Here is a 23,561-nt window from a genome sequence, read left to right on the forward strand (position 1 = left end):
GCGACGACGAAGGGCCTGGACCCGGTGGAGCACCGAGCCCAGGCCCTTCATCCTGCCTGGCCGTTCAGTTGCGCTTCCCGAGCGTCAGCTGCAGCCGGAGGTGGCGCCGCAGCCCTCGCAGAGGTAGCAGGAGCCCGAGGGGCGCATCTTGGTGCCGCAGGTCATGCACAGCGGCGCGTCGGCCGCCTTGCCGAGCTGCAGCTCCAGCAGCTCGGTGGAGCTGCCCGCGTTGCGCTTGTCCTCGTCCTGGGGCTCGGACTTCTGGTAGTCCACCGTGGACCGCAGGGTGTCCAGGTCGACGTCGTCACCGCCCTGCGCCGGGGCCGGCTCGCCGTTGACCTGGGCGTCCCGCTCCTCGGTGGTGAAGATGCCCAGCTGGGCGCGCTTCTCGTAGGGCAGGTAGTCCAGCGCCAGGCGGCGGAACAGGTAGTCCAGCACGCTGCTGGCCATCCGGATGTCCGGGTCGTCGGTCATGCCGGCCGGCTCGAAGCGCAGGTTCTGGAACTTCGAGACGTAGAACTCCAGTGGGATGCCGTACTGCAGACCCACCGAGATCGACATCGAGAAGGCGTCCATCACACCGGCCAGGGTGGAGCCCTGCTTGCCGAGCTTGACGAAGATCTCGCCCAGCCCGTCGTCCGGGTAGGAACCGGCGTGCAGGTAGCCCTCGGCGCCGCCGACGGTGAACGAGACCGTCTGGCTCGGGCGCTTCTTCGGCAGGCGCTTGCGGACCGGGCGGTACTCGATCTGCTTCTCGACCGCCTTGTCCTGCTCGCCCTTGTCGCCCTTGCCCGCCGACAGCGGCTGGCCGACCTTGCAGTTGTCGCGGTAGATGGCCAGGGCCTTCAGGCCCAGGCGCCAGCCCTCGAAGTAGAGCTCCTCGACGTCCTCGACCGAGGCCTCCTCGGGCATGTTGACCGTCTTGGAGATCGCACCCGAGATGAACGGCTGCACCGCGGCCATCATCCGCACGTGGCCCATCGGCGCGATCGAGCGCTGACCCATCGCGCAGTCGAAGACCTCGTAGTGCTCCGGGCGCAGGCCGGGGGCGTCGATCACGTGGCCGTGCTCGGCGATGTACTCGACGATCGCCTCGACCTGCTCCTCCTGGTAGCCCAGGGCCTGCAGGGCGCGCGGCACGGTCTGGTTGACGATCTGCATGGAGCCGCCGCCGACCAGCTTCTTGAACTTCACCAGCGCGAGGTCGGGCTCGATCCCGGTGGTGTCGCAGTCCATCATCAGGCCGATGGTGCCGGTGGGGGCCAGCACCGAGGCCTGGGCGTTGCGCCAGCCGTTCTCCCCGCCGATCTCCAGGCAGTCCTGCCACACCTTGGTCGCCAGCTTGTGCACCGCGTTGTCGTTGGTGTGGTAGGTCCGGACCAGGTCGTTGGCCGCGGCGTGCTTGCGCATGACCCGCTGGTGGCCCTCGGCGTTGCGGGCGTAGCCCTCGTAGGTGCCGACGACGCCGGCCATCTCGGCCGACCGCTTGTAGGCGGTGCCGGTCATCAGCGAGGTGATCGACGCGGCCAGCGCGCGGCCGCCGTCCGAGTCGTAGGCGTGACCGGTGGCCATCAGCAGCGCGCCCAGGTTGGCGTAGCCGATGCCCAGCTGGCGGAACTTGCGGGTGGTGTCGCCGATCGCCTCGGTCGGGAAGTCCGCGAAGCAGATCGAGATGTCCATCGCGGTGATGACGAACTCGACGGCCTTGGAGAAGGTCTCGGCGTCGAAGGTCAGGTCCTCGTTGAGGAACTTCATCAGGTTCAGCGACGCGAGGTTGCAGCTGGAGTTGTCCAGGTGCATGTACTCCGAGCACGGGTTCGACGCGGCGATCCGGCCGGTCTCCGGCGAGGTGTGCCAGTCGTTGATCGTGTCGTCGTACTGGATGCCCGGGTCGGCGCACTCCCACGCGGCCTTGGCCATCTTGCGGAAGATGTCGCGCGACCGCACGGTCTCGATCACCGAGCCGTCGGTGCGGGCGCGCAGCCCGAAGTCGCCGTCGCTCTCCACCGCGCGCATGAACTCGTCGGAGACGCGGATCGAGTTGTTGGCGTTCTGGTACTGCACGGAGTTGGAGTCCGCACCGCCCAGGTCCATGTCGAACCCCGCGTCGCGCAGCGCGCGGATCTTGTGCTCCTCGCGCGACTTGGTCTCGATGAACTCCTCGACGTCGGGGTGGTCGACGTCGAGCACGACCATCTTGGCCGCGCGGCGGGTGGCGCCACCGGACTTGATGGTGCCCGCCGAGGCGTCGGCGCCGCGCATGAACGACACCGGCCCGGAGGCGGTGCCACCGGAGGACAGCAGCTCCTTGGAGGAGCGGATCCGGGACAGGTTCAGCCCGGCGCCCGAGCCGCCCTTGAAGATCAGGCCCTCTTCCTTGTACCAGTCGAGGATCGACTCCATGGTGTCGTCGACCGACAGGATGAAGCAGGCGGAGACCTGCTGCTTCGAGGCGGTGCCGACGTTGAACCACACCGGCGAGTTGAAGCTGAACACCTGGTGCAGCAGCATCCAGGTCAGCTCGTGCTCGAAGATCTCGGCGTCGGCGTCGCTGGCGAAGTAGCCGTTCTCGACGCCCGCGGCGACGTAGGTCTTCACCACGCGGTCGATCAGCTGCTTGAGGCTGCTCTCGCGCTCCTCGCTGCCGACCGCGCCGCGGAAGTACTTGCTGGTGACGATGTTGACCGAGTTCAACGACCAGAACTCGGGGAACTCGACCCCGCGCTGCTCGAAGTTGACCGAACCGTCCCGCCAGTTGGTCATCACCACATCGCGGTGCTCCCACTTGACCTCGTCGTAGGGGTGCACTCCCTCGGTGGTGTAGACGCGCTCCACCCGGATGCCCTTGCGGGCACCTGCTTCCGGCTCCCCCGCTGCGCCGGCCGGGCTACCGACGGTCTCTGTCATGACCTGCCCCTTTTCCTTCTTCATCGCTCGCTGGTCAGTCGCTCGTCGCGTTACGTCGGCCCCGTCCGGGCTCCCCGTCCGGTTCGGTCGTGACTCTTCGTTTCCGGTGTTCCGCGACGCCCCGCTCCGGGACGTCGCCTGCCGTTTAGCGCTTCCGCCCCCACCGCGGGACGAACGCCGGCGCGGCTTACTCACCGCTGCTCCCCGTGTCCGCTACCTCGCCGACCGGCTCGGCCTCCCGCGCCGCGCGCAGGTCGGCGATCTCCTTCTCGAAATCCTCCACCGAGGAGTAGGCGCGGTAGACGCTGGCGAAGCGCAGGTAGGCGACCTCGTCCAGCTCCCGCAGCGGGCCGAGTATGGCCAGCCCGACCTCGTGGCTGGGCAGCTCGGCCATCCCGGACGACCGGATGGCCTCCTCGACCTTGTGCGCCAGCTGCTGCAGCGCGTCCTCTTGTACCGGACGCCCCTGACAGGCCCGGCGCACGCCGCGGACCACCTTCTCCCGGCTGAAGGGCTCGGTGACCCCCGAACGCTTCACGACCGACAACACCAGCTCTTCGATGGTCGTGAACCGGCGGCCGCACGCCGAGCAGGACCGCCGACGCCGGATCGCCTGGCCCTCCTCGACCTCTCGCGAGTCGACCACCCTGGAGTCGTCACCGCGGCAGTACGGGCACCGCACCGGCCATTCACCCCCTTCCCCCTCGGCACGCCGCCGACCGACTCCCACCAGTCGACGACCGGTTACGCCCATGGGTACCCGCACACCGGGCAGCCCAACCTGTGGACTAAACACATGGACGTAACTACTAGATGTTGTGGTCGACTTTAACCCCAGCCAGATCGTCAAGCAAACCGACACACCCGTGTCCGCCGAGCAGGTTCCGCTACCTGCCGCTGCGCTGCGAAGATCCGCTGTTCGGTAGTCAAACCACAACATGTTGTGGCCGAGTCAGGAGGCCTTCGGCACCACCAGGTGACGACCGACCTCCGCCGAAGGAGCGCCGAGACCGTTCAGCTCGACGATCCGCTGAACCACCGCGCGGGGGTCGGCGTCCGGCGCCACCCGGTTCGCGATGCCCCACAGAGTGTCACCCGAGTGCACCCGAACCACGGCGGTCTCGCCCGCCCCCGGCGCGTCGCCGCCGACCCCGAAGAGGCCCACCATGATGACAAACCCGCAGCTGATCATCGCCACCGAGGCCAGCCAGAACCACTCCCCCGGGCACGCGGCGACGCGCGGGCGGGAGCACGATCTCGCGGTCGCGCCGCTCCACCTGCCACGACCCCGGGGAGCCGCCCCGGCGCGGCGCTCACGGCGCCCCGCATCGCGCGGCCACCCGATCGGTTCGACTTCGGGCCGAGCGGGCAGGACGGCCCGTTCGACCGGGCGAAATCGCCGTACGGTGTCGATGGACGTGGTCATGCCGCCTCCCGCGCGAACGAACGATGATCGAATGACTGTTCGATCGAACCTACGTGCGATTGTGTACCAGGAGCACACCCGTGCGCGATACCTGCGCCCGAAATTAACTCGAACAGGTGTTTGATCTCGGCGTTTGTCCCGTCTACTGTGGAAAGCGGGCGGCGAACCAGGTCTCCGGGGCGATCCCGGGCGGCGGCTGCGCCGGCCACGACGTCCCAGGACCCCACGAGTCCAGCACCGCAGTTCACACGGACAACAGGAGGCAGCGGTGGCGAGCAATGCGACCGGCTCGATCAGGAGCCGCGTGACCGACATCAAGGACGCCCCGGCCGAGGTTGACGAGCTGCCGGAGCAGCCCAGCGGGGCCGAAGAACTCAGCGACCGCCAGCTGCGCGTGCTGCAGGCCATCCGCGAGTGGATGCACGAGCACGGCTACCCGCCGAGCGTGCGCGAGATCGGCGACGCCGTGGGGCTCACCTCGACGTCATCGGTGGCCTACCAGCTCCGCGTGCTCGAGCGGAAGGGCTACCTGCGCCGCGACCCGCACCGGCCGCGCACGGTGGGCGTGCTGGTCGGCAGCGAGGAGGACGCGGACACCGAGTCCAAGCCCGCGGCCTACGTGCCCGTGGTCGGCCGGATCGCGGCCGGCGGCCCGATCCTGGCCGAGGAGTCGATCGAGGACGTCTTCCCGCTGCCCAAGGAGATCGTCGGCGACGGCACGCTGTTCCTGCTGAAGGTCGTCGGGGACTCGATGGTCGACCTGGCCATCACCGACGGCGACTGGGTGACCGTGCGCCAGCAGCCCGATGCCGAGAACGGCGACGTGGTCGCGGCGATGATCGACGGCGAGGCCACCGTCAAGACGTTCAAGCGCACCGACGAGCACGTCTGGCTGATGCCGCACAACGCCGCCTACGAGCCCATCCTGGGCGATGACGCGAAGATCCTGGGCAAGGTCGTGGCGGTGCTCCGCCGGCTGTGAAGACCGCTCCGTCGGTGACCGCGCGCCCGCCGGGCACGCGGTTGCCGGCTGAGACGCTCAGCTCCGCCGCCGGCGCCAGCCGATCAGGTAGACGAACAACCCCGCGGCCAAGCCCGCCAGCAGCAGCGAGCTGCCGGTGGACAGGTCGTCGTCCTCGGCGCCCGGCTGCGCCTCGGCAGAACCGCCGGGCGGGGCTCCAGCGGCCTCGTCAGCGGTCACCGGGCCGCCGTCGGCGCCCGGGATGCGGCGGATCGGGTCGTACTCCTCGGAGCCGGACAGCAGGCCGCCGCCGGGCTCCCAGGCGATGGCCTCGCCCTGCGCCTCGTCGGGCAGCGGGATGCGGACCGGCTCGGTCTTCAGCGCCTCGACCACGTCACCTCCCGGCGCGCGGTAGACGTAGGCGTCGGTGTACGTGCGCAGCGCCACCAGCGCGCCGTCCGCGCTCACCGAACCGCCGGTGACCATCACCGAGCCGACCGACCCGTTGACCGGCCCTCCGGGCGTGCGGGTGGAGCGCAGCGAGACCGTTCCCACCCGCTCCATCGGCACCGTGCGCGCGGCATCCAACGGCCCCGCCGGGCGGTACACGCCCGCCGCGCCGAGCGGCTCCTTGGTGACCACGTGCGGCACGCCGCGCCCGTCCAGCAGCAGCGCCTCGGCGTCGTGCGGGCCGTCCGGGTAGGACATCCGGTACAACGCAGCTCCCCCTCCCGGCGGCAGCACGTGCAGCGCCACGTCGTCGCGCCGGGCGCGGTTGTCGCCGGTGTCGGCCAGCCACAGCGCACCGTCGCGAAGCGCCAGGTCCTCCACGTCGTAGGGGTTCTGCGCCGCGCTGCGCACCCCGCGCACCTCGCAGGTGGCGGGATCGAGCTCGAACACCCGCACCGAGGAGCCGCCGTCGCCGACGGCGTACCAGCGCGACCCGTCGGAGACCAGGCCGGAGAGCTCGGCGAGCCGGGAGTCCTCGGGCGTGCACACCTCGACCGGGTTGATCCGGTCGACCTCGACGGCCCGCGCCGGGCCCGAACCGGCCGCGGTCAGCAGCAGCGCGACCGCCAGCGGGCCGCCGATGCGATCAGACCGCACCACTCGCCGAGAACGATTCGAGCAGCGCGGCCAGGTCCGGGCGGACCTTGGCGCGCAACCGCGTGCCCTCCGGGGTGTGGTCCTCGTCGACGACCTCGCCCTCCGAGTGCACCCGGGCCACCAGCTCGCCGCGGGTGTAGGGAACGAGCACGTCGACGAACACATCCGGCCGCGGCAAGCGGTCGGCGATGATCTCGCGCAGCGACTCGATGCCCTTGCCGCTGTGCGCCGAGACGAACATCGCCTCGGGGAGCAGCCTGCGCAGCTCGGTCATCCGGGTCTCGTCCACCGAGTCGATCTTGTTGACGACCAGCAGCTCCGGCGGCATCGCGGAGTCCTGCTGCTCGGCGATCTCCCCGAGCACCTCGCGGACGGCGGCGACCTGCTGGTGCGGCGACTCCTCGGAGCCGTCCACCACGTGCACCAGCAGATCGGCCTCGCCGACCTCCTCCAGGGTGGAGCGGAACGCCTCCACCAGCTGGTGCGGCAGGTGCCGGACGAAACCGACGGTGTCGGTGAGCGTGTAGGGTCGCCCGTCCGGGGCGACCGCCCGGCGGGTGGTCGGGTCCAGGGTCGCGAACAGCTCGTCCTCGACCAGCACGCCGGCACCGGTGAGCGCGTTGAGCAGGCTGGACTTGCCCGCGTTGGTGTAGCCGGCGATGGCCACGCCCGGGACCTGGTTGGCGTGGCGGCGCCCGCGCTTGGTGCCGCGCACGGTGCGCATCGCGGCCAGCTCCTTGCGCAGCTTGCTCATCCGCTTGTGCACCGCTCGGCGGTCGGTCTCCAGCTTGGTCTCACCGGGTCCGCGGGTGCCCACGCCGCCGTTGGCGCCCGCGCGACCACCGGCCTGCCGGGACATCGCCTCACCCCAACCGCGCAGGCGCGGCAGGAAGTACTGCAGCTGGGCCAGCTCGACCTGGGCCTTGCCCTCCTTGGAGGTGGCGTGCTGGGCGAAGATGTCCAGGATCAGCGCGGTCCGGTCGACCACCTTGACCTTGAGCTTCTCCTCCAGCTGGCGCAGCTGGCCCGGGGACAGCTCACCGTCGCAGATCACGGTGTCCGCGCCGTTGGCGGCCACCAGGTCGCGCAGCTCGCGGACCTTGCCGGAGCCCACGTAGGTGCCCGGGTCGGGCCGGTCGCGGCGCTGGATGACGCCTTCGAGGACCTGCGAGCCAGCGGTCTCGGCCAGTCGCCCGAGCTCGGCGAGCGAGGCGTCGGCCTGCGCGGCGTCGCCCTCGGTCCAGACCCCGACCAGCACCACGCGCTCCAGGCGCAACCGCCGGTACTCGACCTCGGTGATGTCGTCGAGCTCGGTGGACAGCCCGGCGATCCGGCGCAGCGAGGCTCGGTCCTCGCGCTCCATATCACCCGCGGACGGCTCGCCCCCGGGCAGGATCGGTTCGTATTCGTCCGCGTCGAGCTCGGCGGACTCGAGCTCGGCGGGGTCCCATTCGGTGGCGTCGAACTCGGCGGGTGCGGTCAAGGATTTCTTCATATCGACCCCAGTGTCCCACGACCCGCGACCGAATTTCACTGGAGAAACCGGGTGACCCTCGTTGCCCTGGGGTTCCGGCGGCTCAGGGGTGCTGCCACCAGTCGGCGTCGAGCTCGCCGCCGGCGACCAGGACCGCGGGCCCGGTGAGGGTCGATCCGGTGGGGGTGATCTCGACCTCGACCGTGCCGCCGGGGATGTGCACGACGCGCCGACCGGTGTCCTGACCAGCGGCGCGCAGCGCGGCCGCGGTGGCCGCGACGGTGCCGGTCCCGCAGGAGCGGGTCTCGCCCACGCCGCGCTCGTGCACCCGCATGCGCACCTCGTCGCCACCGAGCGGGCGGACGAACTCGACGTTCACGCCCTCCGGGAACAGCGCCGCGTCGTGCAGCGGTGCGGTGGTGAGGTCCAGAGCCTCGACGTCGACCTCGGACACGCAGGCCAGGTGCGGGTTGCCGACGTCGATCGCGACGCCGGCGAGGCGCACCCCGGAGACGGTGGTGGACGACTCGCCGAAGAACTTGACCTGCCCCATCTGCACGGTGACCCGGCCGTCGTCGTGGGTGCGCACCGGCCGAACCCCGGCCCGGGTGCCGACCAGCAGCTCACCGGGCTCGGCGAGACCCGACTCGACCAGGTAGCGGGCGAACACGCGCACGCCGTTGCCGCACATCTCGGCGATCGAGCCGTCGGCGTTGCGGTAGTCCATGAACCACGCCTCGGCCGGGACGTCGGCGGGCGCGTCGGGCAGCGCGGCGGTGCGGATCACGCGCAGCACGCCATCGGCGCCGAGGCCCCGCTGCCGGTCGCACAGCGCGCGCACCCGCTCGTCGGTGAGCTCCAGCTCGCCGTCGACGTCGGGCAGGATGACGAAGTCGTTCTGGGTGCCGTGCCCCTTGACGAACGCGGGTCCTCGATTGCGCACGTGCCCAGTCTACGGACCGAGCAGCCGGCCAACGCGCTCGACCAGCGCCTCCTCGGCGGCGTCGAACCAGCGGATGCGGTGGTCGCGCTTGAACCAGGAGCGCTGCCTGCGCACGAAGCGACGGGTCAGGCGCGCGGTCTCGCCCGCGGCTGCGGCCATGTCGCCCGCTCCGTCGAACTCGGCCAGGACCTGCTGGTAGCCCAGGGCCCGGGAGGCCGTCTTGCCGTGCCGCAGGCCCCGTTCCTCCAGCGCCCGCACCTCGTCGACCAGCCCGGCGTCGAACATCCGCGTCACCCGCCGGTCGACCCGGTCGTCGAGGTCCTCGACGGGCCGGTCCAAGCCGATCAGCGCGGTCCCGTAGCGGGGCTCGCCCGGCGTGGGCAGGTTCGCCGAGAACGGCTCGCCGGTGATCTCGATGACCTCCAGCGCGCGCACGATGCGGCGACCGTTGCCGACCAGGATCGACTCGGCGGCCTTCGGGTCGAGCTCGGCCAGCCGCCGGTGCAGCTCGGCGGGGCCGACCCGGGCGAGCTCCTCCTCGTAGCGCTGCCGCACCTGCTCGTCGGTGCCCGGGAAGGACAGGTCGTCGACCACGGCCTGCACGTACAGCCCGGACCCGCCGACCAGCACCGGGGTGCGCCCGCGGGCCAGGACGTCCTCGACCGCGGCGCGGGCGTGCCGCTGGTAGGCGGCCACCGAGGCGGGCTCGGTGACCTCCAGGACGTCGAGCTGGTGGTGCGGGACACCGCGCCGCTCGGCGACGGACAGCTTGGCGGTGCCGATGTCCATGCCGCGGTAGAGCTGCATCGCATCGGCGTTGATCACTTCGCCGTCGTAGCGCTCGGCCAGCTCCAGGGCCAGCTCGGACTTGCCGGTCGCAGTAGGACCGACCACGGCGATCGGATGAGCGAGTGCGGGCACACGAGAACCTTAAGAGCGCCCGGAAGCGGGATCGAGACGGGCCGCAACACGCCGCCGGGTGAAATTGATCTGTGGAATCGGCCACCCATTCGGCCGGGAAATCCGCCAGACTGGACACGGCGCGCGAACAGGCTCGGCGCGGTCGTCGGCGGAGATCGGCACCCCTGCCCACTGCAGCCGAACGGGTGACCGATGACAATGAGGCCGTGCAGGTCATGGGATCAGCCGGAGGCCTTCGGTGATCCCAACCGGGCACCGGTTCGGGCACGGAGTACCGCATCGGCGCCTGACCTGTTTGAATGCGCCAGCGACGGCCGGACCATCGAGGGGTTCGGGTCGACGCTTGCTGGGCCCCGCCTCGGCGGGGCGCCCGTGCCGGACACGGGCATCGGAGCGGGCACGCAAGGAGGAAGCCGGCCATGACGCACCAGGACACGACCCCCGAGGCGGTCGCCAAGAAGGCGGCCGAGGACTCGACCGCCAGCGCCACCGGGTCACCCGCGGCTGCGCCGGTGGTGCCGAACGCCTCCCAGGACCCCACCAAGTGGGGACGGGTGGACGACGACGGAACGGTCTACGTCAAGACCGCCGACGGCGAACGGGCGATCGGTTCCTGGCAGGCCGGGGACGTCTCCGAGGGGCTCGCGCTCTACGCGCGCAAGTTCGACGACCTGCTCACCGAGGTCGAGCTGCTCGAAACCCGGTTGAACACCCACGCGGGCGAGCCCAAGCACACCCTGTCCAACGCCAAGCACCTGCGCGAGTCGCTGACCGACGCCGCGGTGATCGGCGACCTGGCCGCGCTGGCGGCCCGCATCGACCACCTGGTCGCGCGCGCCGAGCAGGCCGTGGAGGGCGCCAAGCACGAGAAGGAGCGCGTCCGCGCCGAGGCGGTGGCCCGCAAGGAGGCCCTGGTCGCCGAGGCCGAGGAGATCGCCAGCGAGGCGACGCACTGGAAGTCCGCGGGCGACCGGCTGCGCCAGATCCTGGAGGAGTGGAAGAAGGTCAAGGGCGTCGACCGCAAGACCGACGAGCAGCTGTGGCGCCGGTTCTCCAAGGCCCGCGACGCCTTCAGCCGCCGTCGCGGCTCGCACTTCGCCGAGCTGGACCGGCAGCGCGCCGCGGCCAAGGCCCGCAAGCAGGAGCTGGTCGAGGAGGCCGAGGCGCTCACCGAGTCCTCCGACTGGGGCGAGACGGCCACCCGCTACAAGCAGCTGATGTCGGAGTGGAAGGCCGCGGGCCGCGCGCCCAAGGACAGCGACGAGGCCCTGTGGCAGCGGTTCCGCGCCGCGCAGGACCACTTCTTCAGCCGCCGGTCGGCGGCGTTCTCCGAGCGGGACGCGGAGTTCGCCGAGAACGCCAAGCTCAAGGAGGAGCTGCTGGTCGAGGCCGAGCAGATCGACCCCTCCGCGGACCTCAAGGCCGCGCAGAACCAGCTGCAGCGCATCCAGGAGCGCTGGGACGAGGTCGGCAAGGTGCCGCGCGAGCGGATGCGCGAGCTGGAGGGCAGGCTGCGCGCGGTCGGCGACCGGGTCCGCCAGGCGGCCGACGCCCAGTGGCGGCGCACCGACCCCGAGGCCCAGGCCCGGGTGGATCAGTTCCGCGAGCGGGTCGAGCAGTTCGAGGCCCAGGCCGAGAAGGCCCGCGCGGCCGGCGACGAACGCCGGGCCAAGCAGGCCGAGGACCAGGCGGCCCAGTGGCGCGAGTGGCTGACGGCGGCCGAGCAGGCGATCGCGACCCGCTGACCAGACGAGAACGGGGCCCGCACCAGCACCGGTGCGGGCCCGCTTCGTTCGAGGGGGTTTTGGGGATTGCGTTGCTCGGCGGTGCGGGTGGCAGCACCTGCCGCGGTGCCGGCTGAGCCCCGCACCTGAAACAGCGGCTCGGCCGCATCCTCGAACGGCCGCTCGGGTGTTCGAGGTCGTTCGACGAGCCGCCGCGGTGCGGTCAGTCCTCGCGGGTCCAGAGGACGCGGAGCCACTGGACGGCGAGGACGACCATGCAGATTACCGCGAGGCTCAGGCCGATCCCCGGGCCCGCGTGCCCACCGGTGTTGCGCGACCAGATGGCGACCATGCCCTCGAAGGCCACGACCACCCCGGCCACGCCCGAGACGAAGGCCAGCAACCACAACCGCGTCATCAGCGCCAGCGCACCGCAGGCCAGCCCGATGATCGTGCAGTTGATGGCGAACAGCCTGGGCAGCAGGCCCACGTCCTCGGAGGGGTCCGACTGACCGGTGAGCACCTCCCAGCCCGCGCTGTCCGAGGTCCACGGCAGCAGCGCGCTGACCACCAGCACCAGCAGCACGATCGCGATCACGAGCGCCTTGGGCCCCGGGTCGATCCGGGAGGTGATCAGGATCTTCGGCTTGGTCCGGCCGGACCGGGCCGCGTCGTCCGACTCGCTCAACATGCACATCCCTGCTGCTCCGGCTGCGCGGCCGGTGCGCCGATCGTGGGCAGTCCCAGGCTGACCCCGGAGGTCTTGGGCTTGACGCCCTCCTCCCAGTGGTCGCCCGCGCGGGTGCGGCGGTGGCCGCCGATCTCGGTGTCGGCGACCAGGTGGTGCGGGGCGGCCTTGGTGATCGTGGTGCGCACCAGGTCACCGGGCCGGACTTCGCGGTCCACGGCGCCGGTCGGGGTGAAGTGCACCAGTCGTCCGTCGCGAGCGCGCCCGGACATCCGGTGCGTCTCGGCGTTCTTGCGCCCCTCGCCCTCGGCGACCAGCAGCTCGACCTCGCGCCCGACGAGCTTCTGGTTCTCCTCCCAGGAGATCTCGTTCTGCAGCGCCACGAGCCGGTCGTAGCGCTCCTGCACGACCTCCTTGGGCAGCTGGTCGGGCAGCTCGGCCGCCGGGGTCCCGGGGCGCTTGGAGTACTGGAAGGTGAAGGCGCTGGAGAACCGGGCCCGCCGCACCACGTCGAGGGTCGCCTCGAAGTCCTCCTCGGTCTCACCGGGGAAGCCGACGATGATGTCGGTGGTGATGGCCGCTTCCGGCATCGCCTCGCGGACCTTGCCGACGATGTCGAGGAAGCGGGCGCTGCGGTAGGAGCGGCGCATCGCCTTGAGGATCCGGTCCGAGCCGGACTGCAGCGGCATGTGCAGCTGCGGGCACACGTTCGGCGTCTCGGCCATGGCCTCGATGACGTCGTCGGTGAAGTCGCGCGGGTGCGGGGAGGTGAACCGGACGCGCTCCAAGCCCTCGACCTCGCCGCAGGAGCGCAGCAGCTTGCCGAACGCGTAGCGGTCGCCGAACTCCACGCCGTACGCGTTGACGTTCTGGCCGAGCAGCGTCACCTCCAGCACGCCCTCGGAGACCAGCGCCTGCACCTCGTTGAGGATCTCGCCGGGGCGGCGGTCCTTCTCCTTGCCGCGCAGCGAGGGCACGATGCAGAAGGTGCAGGTGTTGTTGCAGCCCACCGACACCGAGACCCAGCCGGAGTAGGCCGAGTCGCGCTTGGCGGGCAGCGTCGACGGGAAGACGTCGAGCGATTCGAGGATCTCGACCTCGGCCTCCTGGTTGTGCCGCGCGCGCTCCAGCAGCGTCGGCAGCGAGCCGAGGTTGTGCGTGCCGAAGACGACGTCGACCCAGGGGGCCTTGCGCACGATGGTGTCGCGGTCCTTCTGCGCGAGGCAGCCGCCGACGGCGATCTGCATGTTCGGGTTGCGGTCCTTCTGCGGCCGCATGTGCCCGAGGGTGCCGTAGAGCCGGTTGTCCGCGTTCTCCCGCACCGCGCAGGTGTTGAACACGACGACGTCGGCGGGGCTCCCCGCACCGCCGTCGGTGCGCACGTACCCGGCGTCTTCCAGCATGCCCGCGAGACGCTCCGAATCGTGCACGTTCATCTGGCAGCCGAAAGTTCGGATCTCGTACGTCTTCGTGCTCACCGTTCCACGGTAGCGCCTGGTCAGATCGCAGATTCACCCGCCCGGAGCACTGCGAGGACACCTTCGAGGAGCGGATCGGGCATCGAGCGCGGATCCGGATACCCGCGCGTCGACGCCTCGCCCGGACGGACGAGCGGGCGCTCGGCCGTTCCGCAGACCGTGATTACCGCGCGCAACCACCGCCCGCGCAATCGGGCGAAGTGCGAGCCCTGCGACTCCGTTGCGTAACCATTTTGCAACAACGCATCAGTTGTTCCCTATGGACTATCGCCCACCTGGCGGCTTAAGTTTCGGCCAACGAAAACCATTCGTCGCTTTTTGGGAGATTGCATGACCGCAGCCCCCACGGACGTTCCGATGATCCGGATGTCCGCGGTCGAGAAGCATTTCGGCTCGTTGCACGTGCTGCGGACGATCGATCTCGAGGTGCCCCGGGGCCAGGTCGTCGTGGTGCTCGGTCCGTCCGGCTCGGGCAAGTCGACGCTGTGCCGCGCGATCAACCGGCTGGAACCCATCGACTCCGGCGAGATCGCCATCGACGGCACCCCGCTGCCGGCGGAGGGGCGCTCGCTCGCCGAGCTGCGCGCCGACGTCGGCATGGTCTTCCAGCAGTTCAACCTCTTCGCGCACAAGACGATCCTGGAGAACGTCACGCTCGGGCCGATCAAGGTCCGCAAGGTCGGCGGCGAGGAGGCCCGCAAGGACGCCATGCGGCTGCTGGAGCGCGTCGGCATCACCGACCAGGCCGACAAGTACCCGGCCCAGCTCTCCGGTGGCCAGCAGCAGCGGGCGGCGATCGCCCGGGCGCTGGCGATGAAGCCGAAGGTGATGCTCTTCGACGAGCCGACCTCGGCACTGGACCCCGAGATGGTCAACGAGGTCCTCGACGTCATGGCCGGTCTGGCCGACGAGGGCATGACCATGCTGGTGATCACCCACGAAATGGGCTTCGCCCGCCGTGCCGCGCACCGCGTGCTGTTCATGGCCGACGGCGAGGTCGTAGAGGACGCCAAGCCCGAGAAGTTCTTCGAGGACCCGAAGAGCGACCGGGCCAAGGACTTCCTCGGAAAGATCCTCACGCACTAGTCACGACCACACAGGAAGGGCGGAGCGAGATGCGAGGCAAGAGGTTCCGGCTCCTCACCGGGGTGACCGCCGCGCTGGCGCTGGCGCTGACCGCATGCGGCGGTGGCGGCGGCGGCCAGGACCAGCTCAGCGGTGGCGGCGACGCTCCCGAGGTCAAGGTCGAGGAGAACGCCCAGTTCGAACCCGGCACGACCATGGAGAAGCTGCAGAAGGCCGACAAGATCCGGGTCGGCACCAAGTTCGACCAGCCGCTGTTCGGCCTCAAGGGCGGCGACGGGAAGCCGCACGGCTTCGACCCCGAGATCGCCAAGATCATCGCGGCCAAGATGGGCATCGCGCCGGACAAGATCGAGTGGGTCGAGGCGCCGAGCAAGACCCGCGAGGAGATCATCGCCTCCGACCGCGTCGACATGGTGGTGGCCACCTACACCATCAACGACGAGCGCAAGGAGCGGATCAGCTTCGCCGGCCCGTACTACCAGGCCGGTCAGGACCTGATGGTCAAGTCCGAGAACAAGGACATCACCGGGCCGGAGTCGCTGCGCCAGACCGGCGCCAAGGTGTGCTCGGTGACCGGATCGACCCCCGCCGAGGAGATCAAGAAGTACGTCGACCCGGCCAACCTGGTGCTCTTCGACGTCTACTCGAAGTGCGCCGACGCGCTGCGCACCGGTCAGGTGCAGGCGGTGACCACCGACAACGTCATCCTGATGGGCCTGGTCAGCGAGAGCGGCGGCAAGTTCAAGCTCGTGGACAAGCCCTTCACCGAGGAGCCCTACGGCATCGGCATCAAGAAGGGCGACGTGAAGTTCTGCGAGTTCATCAACCAGAGCCTGCAGCAGGCGAGCCAGGACGGCAGCTACGCCAAGGCCTGGGAGGCCACCGCGGGCGAGGTCGCCAAGCAGACCCCGCAGCTCCCGCAGCCCGACCCCTGCAGCTGACCTGATCGCGGAAATGAGGGTGCCGTCCGGCGCGGTCGGCACCCTCATCGCATGGCCGGAGTGAGATTTGCAAGTCATCATCGACAACCTGCCGCTGTACGCCAGCGGGCTTCTCCGCACGGTGCACATCTGCCTGCTCGCGGGGGTTCTGGCACTGGTCATCGGCACCATCGCCGCCGGTTTCCGGGTCTCGCCGCTGCCACCCCTGCGAGCGGCGGGCACCACCTGGGTCAACGTGCTGCGCAACTGCCCGCTGACCGTGGTCCTGTTCTTCATGGCCTTCGGCCTGCCCGAGCTGGGCTTCAACGGCTCGTACTTCTGGTTCGGCACGATCGGCCTGGCCCTGTACACCTCGGCGTTCGTCTGCGAGGCGATCCGCAGCGGGATCAACGCGGTGCCGGCCGGGCAGGCCGAGGCCGCCCGTTCGGTCGGGCTGACCTTCGGCCAGACGCTGGGGGAGGTCGTGCTGCCGCAGGCGGTGCGCACGGTGGTGCCGCCGCTGGGCAACGTGATCATCGCGATGATCAAGAACTCGGCGCTGGTCGGCGCCTTCGGCGTCGGCGGTGACCTGTTCTTCGTCGGCGAGACGCTGACCTCGGCGCGCGGCCTCGCGGCGCTGCCGGTGCTGATCGGGGTGGCGCTGGGTTACCTCGTGCTGACCATCCCGGCCGGCCTGCTGCTGGGCTACCTGGAGCGGAAGGTGGCGATCGCGCGATGAGCAACAACGCCGTGCTGTACGAAGCTCCGGGCCCCAAGGCCAAGCGCCGGTCCGCGATCTACAGCGTGATCGTCGGCCTGCTGCTGCTGGCCGTGATCGGCTGGATCGTCTACACGCTGGCCGTGCAGGGCCAGATGACCGCCGAGAAGTGGGGTCCGCTGCTGGACCCGACCAACGCCACGTTCGGCTCGCTGTGGAGCCTGATGGGCCAGGGCCTGCTGAGCACCTTGACCGCCGCCGGGCTGTCCATGGTGTTCTCCCTGGTCATCGGCACCCTGCTGGCGGTCACCAGGCTGGTCAGCGCGCCTTGGTACCGCTGGGCCGTGGTCGGCGTGGTCGAGCTGCTGCGCGGTATCCCGGTGGTCATCATGATCTTCTTCGCCTTCCGGGTGCTGCCCTCGTTCGGGCTCGACCTGGAGCCGATGTGGTTCCTGGTGATCGGTCTGACCGCGTACAACTCGGTGATCATCGCCGAGATCGTGCGCGCCGGGATCCTCTCGCTGCCCAAGGGCCAGAGCGAGGCCGCCTACGCGATCGGCATGCGCCGCGGTCAGGTGCTGACCAACGTGCTGCTGCCGCAGGCGTTCCGGGCGATGCTGCCCGCGCTGATCAGCCAGCTCGTGGTGATCCTCAAGGACACCTCGCTGGGCTTCATCGTCTCCTACGAGGAGACGGTCCGGACGGCGCAGTACATCATCCAGAACCTGAACAACCCGATCCAGACCTACGCGGTGGTCGCGGCGCTGTTCATCCTCATCAACTACCTGCTGAGCAGGCTGGCGACCTACGTCGAACGACGGCTCAGCAGCGGCCGCAAGGGCGCGGGCAAGGCCGTGCACGTCGAGGACGCGGGCAGGGCGGGCGGCACCGCCGCCTGACGCGACCTGCGCGCGCAGGGGGCGCTCCCGGTGCGGGAGCGCCCCCTGCGCGTTGTTGATCCACTACCACGTCCGGGTTTCGCCCGCTCGACGAAAGCGTGTCCGATCGTCATCCCATTTGGCTGGATCGATTGTGAAACGCACAACACACCGGTTAGTGTGACTGCCGCCATGAGGCGCCAACGTCGTCGCCCGGTTCCCGAGCTCAACTTCCGGAGGCGAAATGACGCCGCCATTGCATCCCGTGGTCGAGCAGGTCACCCGGCGGATCGCCGCACGCTCCGCCCGGACCCGCACCGCCTACCTCGAACGCATCCGCGCGGCCGCTGCCGAGGGCCGTCCGGCCCGCACCGAACTGCCCTGCAGCAACCTCGCGCACGGCTTCGCAGCCTGCAGCGGCTCCGATCGCATCGCGGTGCGCGGCACCGAGAAGCCGGGCGTGGCGATCGTGTCCGCCTACAACGACATGCTCTCGGCCCACCAGCCCTACGCCGACTACCCGGCCTGGCTGAAGGACGCGGTGCGCGAGGCCGGCGGGGTCGCGCAGGTCGCGGGCGGAGTTCCGGCGATGTGCGACGGGATCACCCAGGCCCGCACCGGCATGGAGCTCTCGCTGTTCTCCCGCGACGTGATCGCCATGGCCACCGGTGTCGCGCTGTCCCACGAGATGTTCGACGGCGCGCTGATGCTGGGCGTGTGCGACAAGATCGTGCCCGGCCTGCTGATCGGAGCGCTGACCTTCGGCCACCTGCCGACCGTGCTGGTCCCAGCCGGGCCGATGCCCTCGGGTCTGCCGAACGGGGAGAAGAGCCGGATCCGCCAGCTGTTCGCCGAGGGCAAGGCGACTCGCGAGGACCTGCTGGAGGCCGAGTCGGCCTCCTACCACTCCCCCGGCACCTGCACCTTCTACGGCACCGCGAACTCCAACCAGCTGGTCGTCGAGGTGATGGGCCTGCACCTGCCGGGGTCCAGCTTCGTCGCCCCGGGCACGCCGCTGCGCCGGGCGCTCACCGACGAGGCCGGCCGCCAGGTCGTGCGGCTCGCGCGGGACGGCGGCGCGCCGATCGGTGAGCTGCTCGACGAGAAGGCGATCGTCAACGGCGTGATCGGGCTGCTGGCCACCGGCGGTTCGACCAACCACACGCTGCACCTGCCGGCCATCGCCGCGGCGGCGGGAATCGAGCTGACCTGGGACGACTTCTCCGAGCTGTCGTCGGTGGTGCCCTCGCTGGGCAAGGTCTACCCGAACGGTTCGGCCGACATCAACCACTTCGCCGCGGCCGGCGGGGTGCAGACGCTGGTCGGGCAGCTGCTCGACGCCGGTCTGCTGCACCCGGACGTGCGAACCGTCGCCGGGCAGGGGCTCGACCGCTACCGGCAGCAGCCCTTCCTGGAGGACGGCGAGCTGGTGTGGCGCGACGGCCCGGCCAGGAGCCAGGACCCGGACGTGCTGCGCGACGTCGACGAGCCGTTCGCGCCCGAGGGCGGGATGCGGGTGCTGGAGGGCAACCTCGGCCGCGCGGTGACCAAGGTGTCGGCGGTGGCCGCCGAGCACCGCACCGTCACCGCCCCGGCCCGGGTGTTCGACGACCAGCACGCGTTCTCCGCGGCGTTCAAGTCCGGCGAGATCGACCACGACGTCGTGGTGGTCATCCGCAACCAGGGGCCGCAGGCCAACGGCATGCCCGAGCTGCACGGCCTCACCCCCGCGCTGGGCGTGCTGATGGACCGCGGCCACCAGGTCGCGCTGGTCACCGACGGGCGCATGTCCGGCGCCTCCGGCAAGGTGCCCTCGGCCATCCAGCTGACCCCCGAGGCCACCGCGGGCGGCCCGCTGGCCAAGGTCCGCGACGGCGACGTGGTCCGGTTCGACGCCGAGCGCGGCGCGCTGGAGGTCCTGGTCCCCGACGACGAGCTGGAAGCGCGGGAACCCGCGGCCGGGGCGGACCCCGCGCCGTTCGGTACCGGGCGGGAGCTGTTCGCCGCGTTCCGCAGCTCGGTCGGCCGGGCCGATCGGGGCGCGAGCGTGTTCACGCAGTTCCAGCCGGAGAACTCCCAGGTGCGAGCATGAACGGCGGCGGGAAGCACCGCCGCGAGATGAGGAACGGATGAAGATGAACACCGCAGCCGACGTTTTCGACCTGGCACCGGTGGTCCCGGTCGTGGCGCTGGAGGACGCGGGGCACGCGGTCCCGCTGGCCGAGGCGCTGCTGCGCGGCGGGATCCGGACCATCGAGGTCACCCTGCGCACCCCCGCGGGACTGCCCGCGATCGAGCGCATCGCCGCCGAGGTGCCCGGCATGGTCGCCGGGGCCGGCACCGTCACCGAGGTCGGGCAGGCCAAGCAGGCCGCCGACGCCGGCGCGCAGTACTTGGTCACGCCCGGCGCGACCGACCGGCTGCTGGACGACGTGGAGGCCTCCGGCGTGCCCTGCCTAGCCGGGGCGGGCACGGTCTCCGAGGCGATGCGGCTGGCCGAGCGCGGGGCAAGCGCGATGAAGTTCTTCCCGGCCGAGGCCAGCGGCGGCGTGCCCTTCCTGAAGGGCATCGCCGGGCCGCTGCCGAAGCTGCGCTTCTGCCCCACCGGCGGGATCAGCATCGGCAACGCGCCGGACTACCTCGCGCTGCCCAACGTCGGCTGCGTGGGCGGTTCCTGGCTGGCGCCGAAGGACCTGCTCGCCGCGGGCGACTGGGACGAGATCGAGCGGCTGGCAGCCGAGGCGGCCGCGCTGCGCTGACGTCGACCCTTTTTCATCGGAGTCCCCTGCGAGCGGCGCTCGCAGGGGACTCCGATGAAAAAGGGCCAGCGGCACCCCGCTCAGGCCAGGAGCTTCATCGCCTCCGGGATCGAGTCGACGACGGGGAACCCGGCGGCCTCCAGCTTGTTCCGGCCCATCACGCCGGTGGTGACCAGCACGCAGTCCGCCCCGGCCTCGTCGGCGGCGTGGGCGTCGTCGAGGACGTCGCCGATGAGCACCACCTCGGCCGGGTCGAGCTGCTGGGTCCGCAGGTGCTCGCGCAGGTGCGCTGCCTTCGAACCGCCGCCGATCGAGCTGCGCAGGCCGTCCATCCTGGCGAAGCGCTCGTGCAGGCCGCGCGCGGTGACCAGGTCGACCAGCTCCTCGTGGAACCACATCGACAGCAGGGACTGCGTGCCGCCGGCCCGCGCCCAGTCGTCCAGGGCGTGCGGAACGCCCTCGGCCATGCCGCAGCTGTCCAGGAGCCCGCGGTAGGCCTCGTGGTAGAGCACGTCGATGCGCGCCCAGTCCTGCTCGGAGAGCTCGCGGCGCAGCAGGCTGGCGTAGCACTGCGACAGCGGGCGCTTGTACAGCGCGCGCCACTCGTCGATGTCGACGTGCTCCCGGTCGTACTCGGTGCAAACCACGTTCACCGCCGAGACCACGGCGTGGTTGTCGTCGAGCAAGGTGCCGTTCCAGTCCCACACGATGTGCCGAGGAGTCGTCGCCATGGCGGCGACTCTACGAAACCACCCCGACGGACCGGTACCACCGTCCCAGTTCCAGAGACGCGTCCCACGCTCGACGGCCTCGGCACACCGGCCCGGCTCTCCGGACCAGCGGCTCCCCGCGACGTCGCGCCCTCCTCGGCGCGGGCAGGTGCCCGGCGGGCAAGCCCCTGGCCGCGGATCACGGGAGGTCGAGGTCTTCGCCCTCCGCCGAACCGTGGGCTTCGACCTGCTCGCGGACCACGCGGTAGGCGAGGCCTTCCGAGTAGCCCTTGCGGGCGAGCATGCCCACCAGGCGGCGCATCTTGGTCTGGTAGTCGGCCGCGCGCATGCTGCGGAGCTTGCGCTGGACGAGTTCGCGGGCGCGGTCCTCCTCGGCTTCCGCGTCCACGTTGGCCAGCGCGGCTTCCACGTGCTGCTCGTCCACGCCCTTGCGGCGCAGCTCGAAACCCAGCGCCTTGCGGCCCAGCCCCTGGTAGCGCTGGCGAGCGCTGACCCACTCCTCGGCGAAGGAGGCGTCGTCGACCAGGCCCGCGTCGACGAACTTCTGCAGCACGGCGTCGGCGACGTCCTCCTCGATCTCCTTGCGCAGCAGGGCCTGCCGCAACTCGGAGCGACTGCGGGCGCGGGTGGCCAGCAGCCGGTAGACGACATCGCGAGCCTTGGCCGCCGGGTCGTCCGGCTGGCGCTGGGACTTCTTCTCCTCCGGCCCGCCGACGTCGTCGGACCCGGCCGGTCCGGAGGAGCGGCGACCGCTCCTCCGGGTCGCGCCTTCGTCGTTCATCCGAGCTCGGCGGATCAGAACTCGACCGGGGCCGGCTCGGCGGCCTCCTCGGTGCTCTCCTTGTCGAGGGAGGCCCCGATGCCGAGCTTCTCCTTGATCCGCTTCTCGATCTCGTTGGCCACGTCCGGGTTCTCCCGCATGAACTTGCGGGCGTTCTCCTTGCCCTGGCCCAGCTGGTCGCCCTCGTAGGTGTACCAGGCACCCGACTTGCGGATGATGCCCTGCTCGACGCCCATGTCGATCAGCGAGCCCTCGCGGCTGATGCCGACGCCGTAGAGGATGTCGAACTCGGCCTGCTTGAACGGCGGCGCCACCTTGTTCTTGACGATCTTGACGCGGGTGCGGTTGCCGACCGCGTCGGAGCCGTCCTTGAGCGTCTCGATCCGGCGCACGTCCAGCCGCACCGAGGAGTAGAACTTCAACGCCTTACCACCGGTCGTGGTCTCCGGGGAGCCGAACATCACGCCGACCTTCTCGCGGAGCTGGTTGATGAAGATCGCGGTCGTCTTGGCGTTGTACAGCGCGGAGGTGAGCTTGCGCAGCGCCTGGCTCATCAGCCGGGCCTGCAGACCCACGTGGCTGTCGCCCATCTCGCCCTCGATCTCGGCGCGCGGCACCAGCGCGGCCACCGAGTCGATGACGATGCAGTCCAGCGCGCCGGAGCGGATCAGCATGTCGGCGATCTCCAGCGCCTGCTCACCGGTGTCGGGCTGGGAGACCAGCAGCGAGTCGGTGTCCACGCCGATCGCCTTGGCGTACTCGGGGTCCAGCGCGTGCTCGGCGTCGACGAACGCCGCGGTGCCGCCCAGCTGCTGCGCGTTGGCCACCGCGTGCAGCGCCACGGAGGTCTTACCGCTGCTCTCCGGGCCGTAGATCTCGACGATGCGACCGCGCGGGAGACCGCCGATGCCCAGCGCGACGTCCAGCGAGATGGATCCGGTCGGGATCACCTCGACCGGCGGCCGGGAGTCGTCGCCGAGCCGCATGACCGATCCTTTGCCGAACTGCTTGTCGATCTGGGCAAGCGCCAGCTCCAGCGCCTTGCCCTTGTCAGGTGTCGCTGCTGCCATCGGGGTCCACCTCGGTCGGAATCTCAGGGGGTCTCTTCGTCGGTTCAGACGCTACGGGCAGGGACCGACAATCCGGCTCCCGGGGCTGACGGTGCTCCGGTCCCGCGCCGCCCATACTAGGCGAACGGATGTTCGATCATCTGCCCGACACGCCGGCCGGATCACTCCGTCGTGTGATGGTGCGATCTACGGCCCCGCGGTGGACACTCGGAGTCCAGGCTCCTCGCAGAGCGAGAGGAGGTGCGGACCATGCGCATGGACCGCTACCTGCCGCCGGAGCACCCGCTGAACCGCTTCTACCGGGTGGCCGCAGCCATCTTCGGCGCCTGCCTGCTGGCCTTCGGCGTGCTCGGGCTGGCCGACCGCGTCCCGCTGTTCTCCACCAGCGGCATCGACGTCATGGGCCTGTCCAGCAACGGCCTGCTGGCCGTGGTCTCGGTCGCGGTCGGCGCGATCCTGATCGGGGCCGCTGCCTGGGGCGGGCCGGTCGCCTCCACCACCACCGCGGTGATCGGCGTGCTGTTCTTCCTGTCCGGGCTGATCAACATCGGGCTGATGAACACGGCCTGGAACATCCTGGCCTTCGACATCCGCAACGTGGCGTTCAGCTTCGCCGCGAGCATCGTGCTGATGTTCATCGGCTTCTACGGGCGGCTCAGCGGCGGCCTGCCCGAGGACAACCCCTACGTCCGCTACCGGCACCACGAACCCCCGGTTCAGGAGGACACCGACCGGGTCCGGGCCGAGGAGCGCCGCATCGAGGAGCTCGGGCCGATGTGCACCGACGAGATCGCGGTCGCCGAGGGCCACGCGTCCCCGCAGCAGCAGCGCCGGGTCAGCGCGGAGCGCTGGCGCCGGATGCAGGAGGAGCGCCGCCGCGCCTACGAGGCCTACGAGTCGGCGGGCAAGACGCCGCAGCAGCGGATCAGCTCGCAGAACCCGTGGGCCGACTTCGAGCAGGAGAAGAAGCAGATCGGGTCCTGATCGGC

21 protein-coding genes are annotated in these 23,561 nt (G+C 70.5%); 9 read left to right on the forward strand and 12 right to left on the reverse strand.

Annotated elements, in window-relative coordinates:
• Positions 1-84 precede the first annotated feature (84 nt).
• The 3 genes from ACFQRI_RS21795 to ACFQRI_RS21805 all read right to left on the reverse strand — a co-directional run bounded on the left by ACFQRI_RS21795 (position 85) and on the right by ACFQRI_RS21805 (position 4,099).
• Positions 85-2,907: a vitamin B12-dependent ribonucleotide reductase gene (locus tag ACFQRI_RS21795; RefSeq protein ID WP_380671558.1), complete on the reverse strand. Its 2,823-nt coding sequence runs from the start codon at positions 2,905-2,907 to the stop codon at positions 85-87.
• 187 nt (positions 2,908-3,094) lie between these two features.
• A complete protein-coding gene (gene nrdR, locus ACFQRI_RS21800) occupies positions 3,095-3,589 on the reverse strand; it encodes a transcriptional regulator NrdR (protein ID WP_380671560.1) in 495 nt (164 codons plus the stop codon).
• 270 nt (positions 3,590-3,859) lie between these two features.
• The gene (locus ACFQRI_RS21805; protein ID WP_380671696.1) at positions 3,860-4,099 is read right to left on the reverse strand and encodes a LysM peptidoglycan-binding domain-containing protein; all 240 of its coding nucleotides are present in this window, start codon (positions 4,097-4,099) and stop codon (positions 3,860-3,862) included.
• A 538-nt stretch (positions 4,100-4,637) separates the two neighbouring features.
• Between ACFQRI_RS21805 and lexA the strand changes: the two genes are divergently transcribed.
• Complete coding sequence (gene lexA / locus ACFQRI_RS21810; protein ID WP_380671562.1) at positions 4,638-5,315, forward strand: transcriptional repressor LexA; 678 nt, start codon at positions 4,638-4,640, stop codon at positions 5,313-5,315.
• Positions 5,316-5,372: 57 nt separating this feature from the next.
• On the opposite strand, the gene ACFQRI_RS21815 is transcribed toward lexA, so the two are convergent.
• From ACFQRI_RS21815 to miaA, 4 genes are all read right to left on the reverse strand, one after another.
• Positions 5,373-6,404: a hypothetical protein gene (locus ACFQRI_RS21815; protein ID WP_380671564.1), complete on the reverse strand. Its 1,032-nt coding sequence runs from the start codon at positions 6,402-6,404 to the stop codon at positions 5,373-5,375.
• Positions 6,391-7,764 carry a GTPase HflX gene (gene hflX / locus ACFQRI_RS21820; RefSeq protein WP_380671697.1) on the reverse strand — a complete coding sequence of 458 codons (1,374 nt, stop codon included), beginning with the start codon at positions 7,762-7,764 and terminating at the stop codon, positions 6,391-6,393. The genes ACFQRI_RS21815 and hflX overlap by 14 nt, the downstream gene beginning before the upstream one ends.
• 214 nt (positions 7,765-7,978) lie before the next feature.
• Positions 7,979-8,818, reverse strand: coding sequence for a diaminopimelate epimerase (gene dapF, locus ACFQRI_RS21825; protein ID WP_380671566.1), 840 nt, complete (start codon positions 8,816-8,818; stop codon positions 7,979-7,981).
• 9 nt (positions 8,819-8,827) lie between these two features.
• Positions 8,828-9,739 carry a tRNA (adenosine(37)-N6)-dimethylallyltransferase MiaA gene (miaA, locus tag ACFQRI_RS21830; protein WP_380671568.1) on the reverse strand — a complete coding sequence of 304 codons (912 nt, stop codon included), beginning with the start codon at positions 9,737-9,739 and terminating at the stop codon, positions 8,828-8,830.
• A 419-nt stretch (positions 9,740-10,158) separates the two neighbouring features.
• Here miaA and ACFQRI_RS21835 point away from each other — a divergent pair, with 419 nt between their 5' ends.
• Positions 10,159-11,484 carry a DUF349 domain-containing protein gene (locus ACFQRI_RS21835; protein WP_380671570.1) on the forward strand — a complete coding sequence of 442 codons (1,326 nt, stop codon included), beginning with the start codon at positions 10,159-10,161 and terminating at the stop codon, positions 11,482-11,484.
• Positions 11,485-11,686: 202 nt separating this feature from the next.
• Here the strand turns inward: ACFQRI_RS21835 and ACFQRI_RS21840 are convergent, their stop codons facing one another.
• Together ACFQRI_RS21840 and miaB are read right to left on the reverse strand one after the other, a co-directional pair.
• Complete coding sequence (locus tag ACFQRI_RS21840) at positions 11,687-12,154, reverse strand: Rv2732c family membrane protein (protein ID WP_380671572.1); 468 nt, start codon at positions 12,152-12,154, stop codon at positions 11,687-11,689.
• A complete protein-coding gene (gene miaB, locus ACFQRI_RS21845; protein WP_380671574.1) occupies positions 12,148-13,629 on the reverse strand; it encodes a tRNA (N6-isopentenyl adenosine(37)-C2)-methylthiotransferase MiaB in 1,482 nt (493 codons plus the stop codon). Before miaB ends, ACFQRI_RS21840 begins: the two co-directional genes overlap by 7 nt.
• A gap of 357 nt (positions 13,630-13,986) precedes the next feature.
• On the opposite strand from miaB, the gene ACFQRI_RS21850 reads away from it, so the two are divergent.
• The 6 genes from ACFQRI_RS21850 to eda all read left to right on the forward strand — a co-directional run bounded on the left by ACFQRI_RS21850 (position 13,987) and on the right by eda (position 19,990).
• Positions 13,987-14,715, forward strand: coding sequence for an amino acid ABC transporter ATP-binding protein (locus ACFQRI_RS21850; RefSeq protein ID WP_380671698.1), 729 nt, complete (start codon positions 13,987-13,989; stop codon positions 14,713-14,715).
• A 29-nt stretch (positions 14,716-14,744) separates the two neighbouring features.
• Positions 14,745-15,656 (forward strand): glutamate ABC transporter substrate-binding protein, encoded by a 912-nt coding sequence (locus tag ACFQRI_RS21855; RefSeq protein ID WP_380671576.1) that lies wholly within the window; start codon positions 14,745-14,747, stop codon positions 15,654-15,656.
• Between the two features lie 67 nt (positions 15,657-15,723).
• The gene (locus tag ACFQRI_RS21860) at positions 15,724-16,374 is read left to right on the forward strand and encodes an amino acid ABC transporter permease (protein ID WP_380671578.1); all 651 of its coding nucleotides are present in this window, start codon (positions 15,724-15,726) and stop codon (positions 16,372-16,374) included.
• Entirely contained in the window at positions 16,371-17,252 is an 882-nt protein-coding gene (locus ACFQRI_RS21865) for an amino acid ABC transporter permease (protein WP_380671580.1), read from the forward strand. The genes ACFQRI_RS21860 and ACFQRI_RS21865 overlap by 4 nt, the downstream gene beginning before the upstream one ends.
• A gap of 223 nt (positions 17,253-17,475) precedes the next feature.
• On the forward strand, positions 17,476-19,323 hold the full coding sequence (gene edd / locus ACFQRI_RS21870) for a phosphogluconate dehydratase (protein ID WP_380671582.1): 1,848 nt from the start codon (positions 17,476-17,478) through the stop codon (positions 19,321-19,323).
• A 43-nt stretch (positions 19,324-19,366) separates the two neighbouring features.
• Entirely contained in the window at positions 19,367-19,990 is a 624-nt protein-coding gene (eda, locus tag ACFQRI_RS21875; RefSeq protein WP_380671584.1) for a bifunctional 4-hydroxy-2-oxoglutarate aldolase/2-dehydro-3-deoxy-phosphogluconate aldolase, read from the forward strand.
• An 80-nt stretch (positions 19,991-20,070) separates the two neighbouring features.
• Here eda and ACFQRI_RS21880 read toward each other — a convergent pair whose 3' ends face one another.
• From ACFQRI_RS21880 to recA, 3 genes are all read right to left on the reverse strand, one after another.
• A complete protein-coding gene (locus ACFQRI_RS21880) occupies positions 20,071-20,721 on the reverse strand; it encodes an HAD family hydrolase (protein ID WP_380671586.1) in 651 nt (216 codons plus the stop codon).
• Positions 20,722-20,899: 178 nt separating this feature from the next.
• Positions 20,900-21,502: a regulatory protein RecX gene (locus ACFQRI_RS21885; RefSeq protein WP_380671588.1), complete on the reverse strand. Its 603-nt coding sequence runs from the start codon at positions 21,500-21,502 to the stop codon at positions 20,900-20,902.
• A gap of 14 nt (positions 21,503-21,516) precedes the next feature.
• Positions 21,517-22,572, reverse strand: a complete 1,056-nt coding sequence (gene recA / locus ACFQRI_RS21890) for a recombinase RecA (protein WP_380671590.1) — start codon at positions 22,570-22,572, stop codon at positions 21,517-21,519.
• Between the two features lie 249 nt (positions 22,573-22,821).
• Between recA and ACFQRI_RS21895 the strand changes: the two genes are divergently transcribed.
• On the forward strand, positions 22,822-23,556 hold the full coding sequence (locus tag ACFQRI_RS21895; protein ID WP_380671592.1) for a DUF4383 domain-containing protein: 735 nt from the start codon (positions 22,822-22,824) through the stop codon (positions 23,554-23,556).
• Positions 23,557-23,561 lie beyond the last annotated feature (5 nt).

Origin of the sequence: Saccharopolyspora griseoalba (genome assembly GCF_042665275.1) — a bacterium.
Classification (GTDB): Bacteria; Actinomycetota; Actinomycetes; order Mycobacteriales; family Pseudonocardiaceae; genus Saccharopolyspora; species Saccharopolyspora griseoalba.

Bases quoted from the DNA above. Each gene is read 5' to 3' on its own strand.
- hflX (WP_380671697.1), bottom strand. From the start codon at position 7,764: ATGGAGCGCGAGGACCGAGCCTCGCTGCGCCGGATCGCCGGGCTGTCC.
- ACFQRI_RS21840 (WP_380671572.1), bottom strand. From the start codon at position 12,154: ATGTTGAGCGAGTCGGACGACGCGGCCCGGTCCGGCCGGACCAAGCCG.
- ACFQRI_RS21805 (WP_380671696.1), bottom strand. From the start codon at position 4,099: ATGATCAGCTGCGGGTTTGTCATCATGGTGGGCCTCTTCGGGGTCGGC.
- ACFQRI_RS21850 (WP_380671698.1), top strand. From the start codon at position 13,987: ATGATCCGGATGTCCGCGGTCGAGAAGCATTTCGGCTCGTTGCACGTG.
- recA (WP_380671590.1), bottom strand. From the start codon at position 22,572: ATGGCAGCAGCGACACCTGACAAGGGCAAGGCGCTGGAGCTGGCGCTT.
- eda (WP_380671584.1), top strand. From the start codon at position 19,367: ATGAACACCGCAGCCGACGTTTTCGACCTGGCACCGGTGGTCCCGGTC.
- ACFQRI_RS21885 (WP_380671588.1), bottom strand. From the start codon at position 21,502: ATGAACGACGAAGGCGCGACCCGGAGGAGCGGTCGCCGCTCCTCCGGA.
- edd (WP_380671582.1), top strand. From the start codon at position 17,476: ATGACGCCGCCATTGCATCCCGTGGTCGAGCAGGTCACCCGGCGGATC.
- ACFQRI_RS21835 (WP_380671570.1), top strand. From the start codon at position 10,159: ATGACGCACCAGGACACGACCCCCGAGGCGGTCGCCAAGAAGGCGGCC.
- ACFQRI_RS21855 (WP_380671576.1), top strand. From the start codon at position 14,745: ATGCGAGGCAAGAGGTTCCGGCTCCTCACCGGGGTGACCGCCGCGCTG.
- ACFQRI_RS21795 (WP_380671558.1), bottom strand. From the start codon at position 2,907: ATGACAGAGACCGTCGGTAGCCCGGCCGGCGCAGCGGGGGAGCCGGAA.
- ACFQRI_RS21865 (WP_380671580.1), top strand. From the start codon at position 16,371: ATGAGCAACAACGCCGTGCTGTACGAAGCTCCGGGCCCCAAGGCCAAG.
- ACFQRI_RS21880 (WP_380671586.1), bottom strand. From the start codon at position 20,721: ATGGCGACGACTCCTCGGCACATCGTGTGGGACTGGAACGGCACCTTG.
- ACFQRI_RS21895 (WP_380671592.1), top strand. From the start codon at position 22,822: ATGCGCATGGACCGCTACCTGCCGCCGGAGCACCCGCTGAACCGCTTC.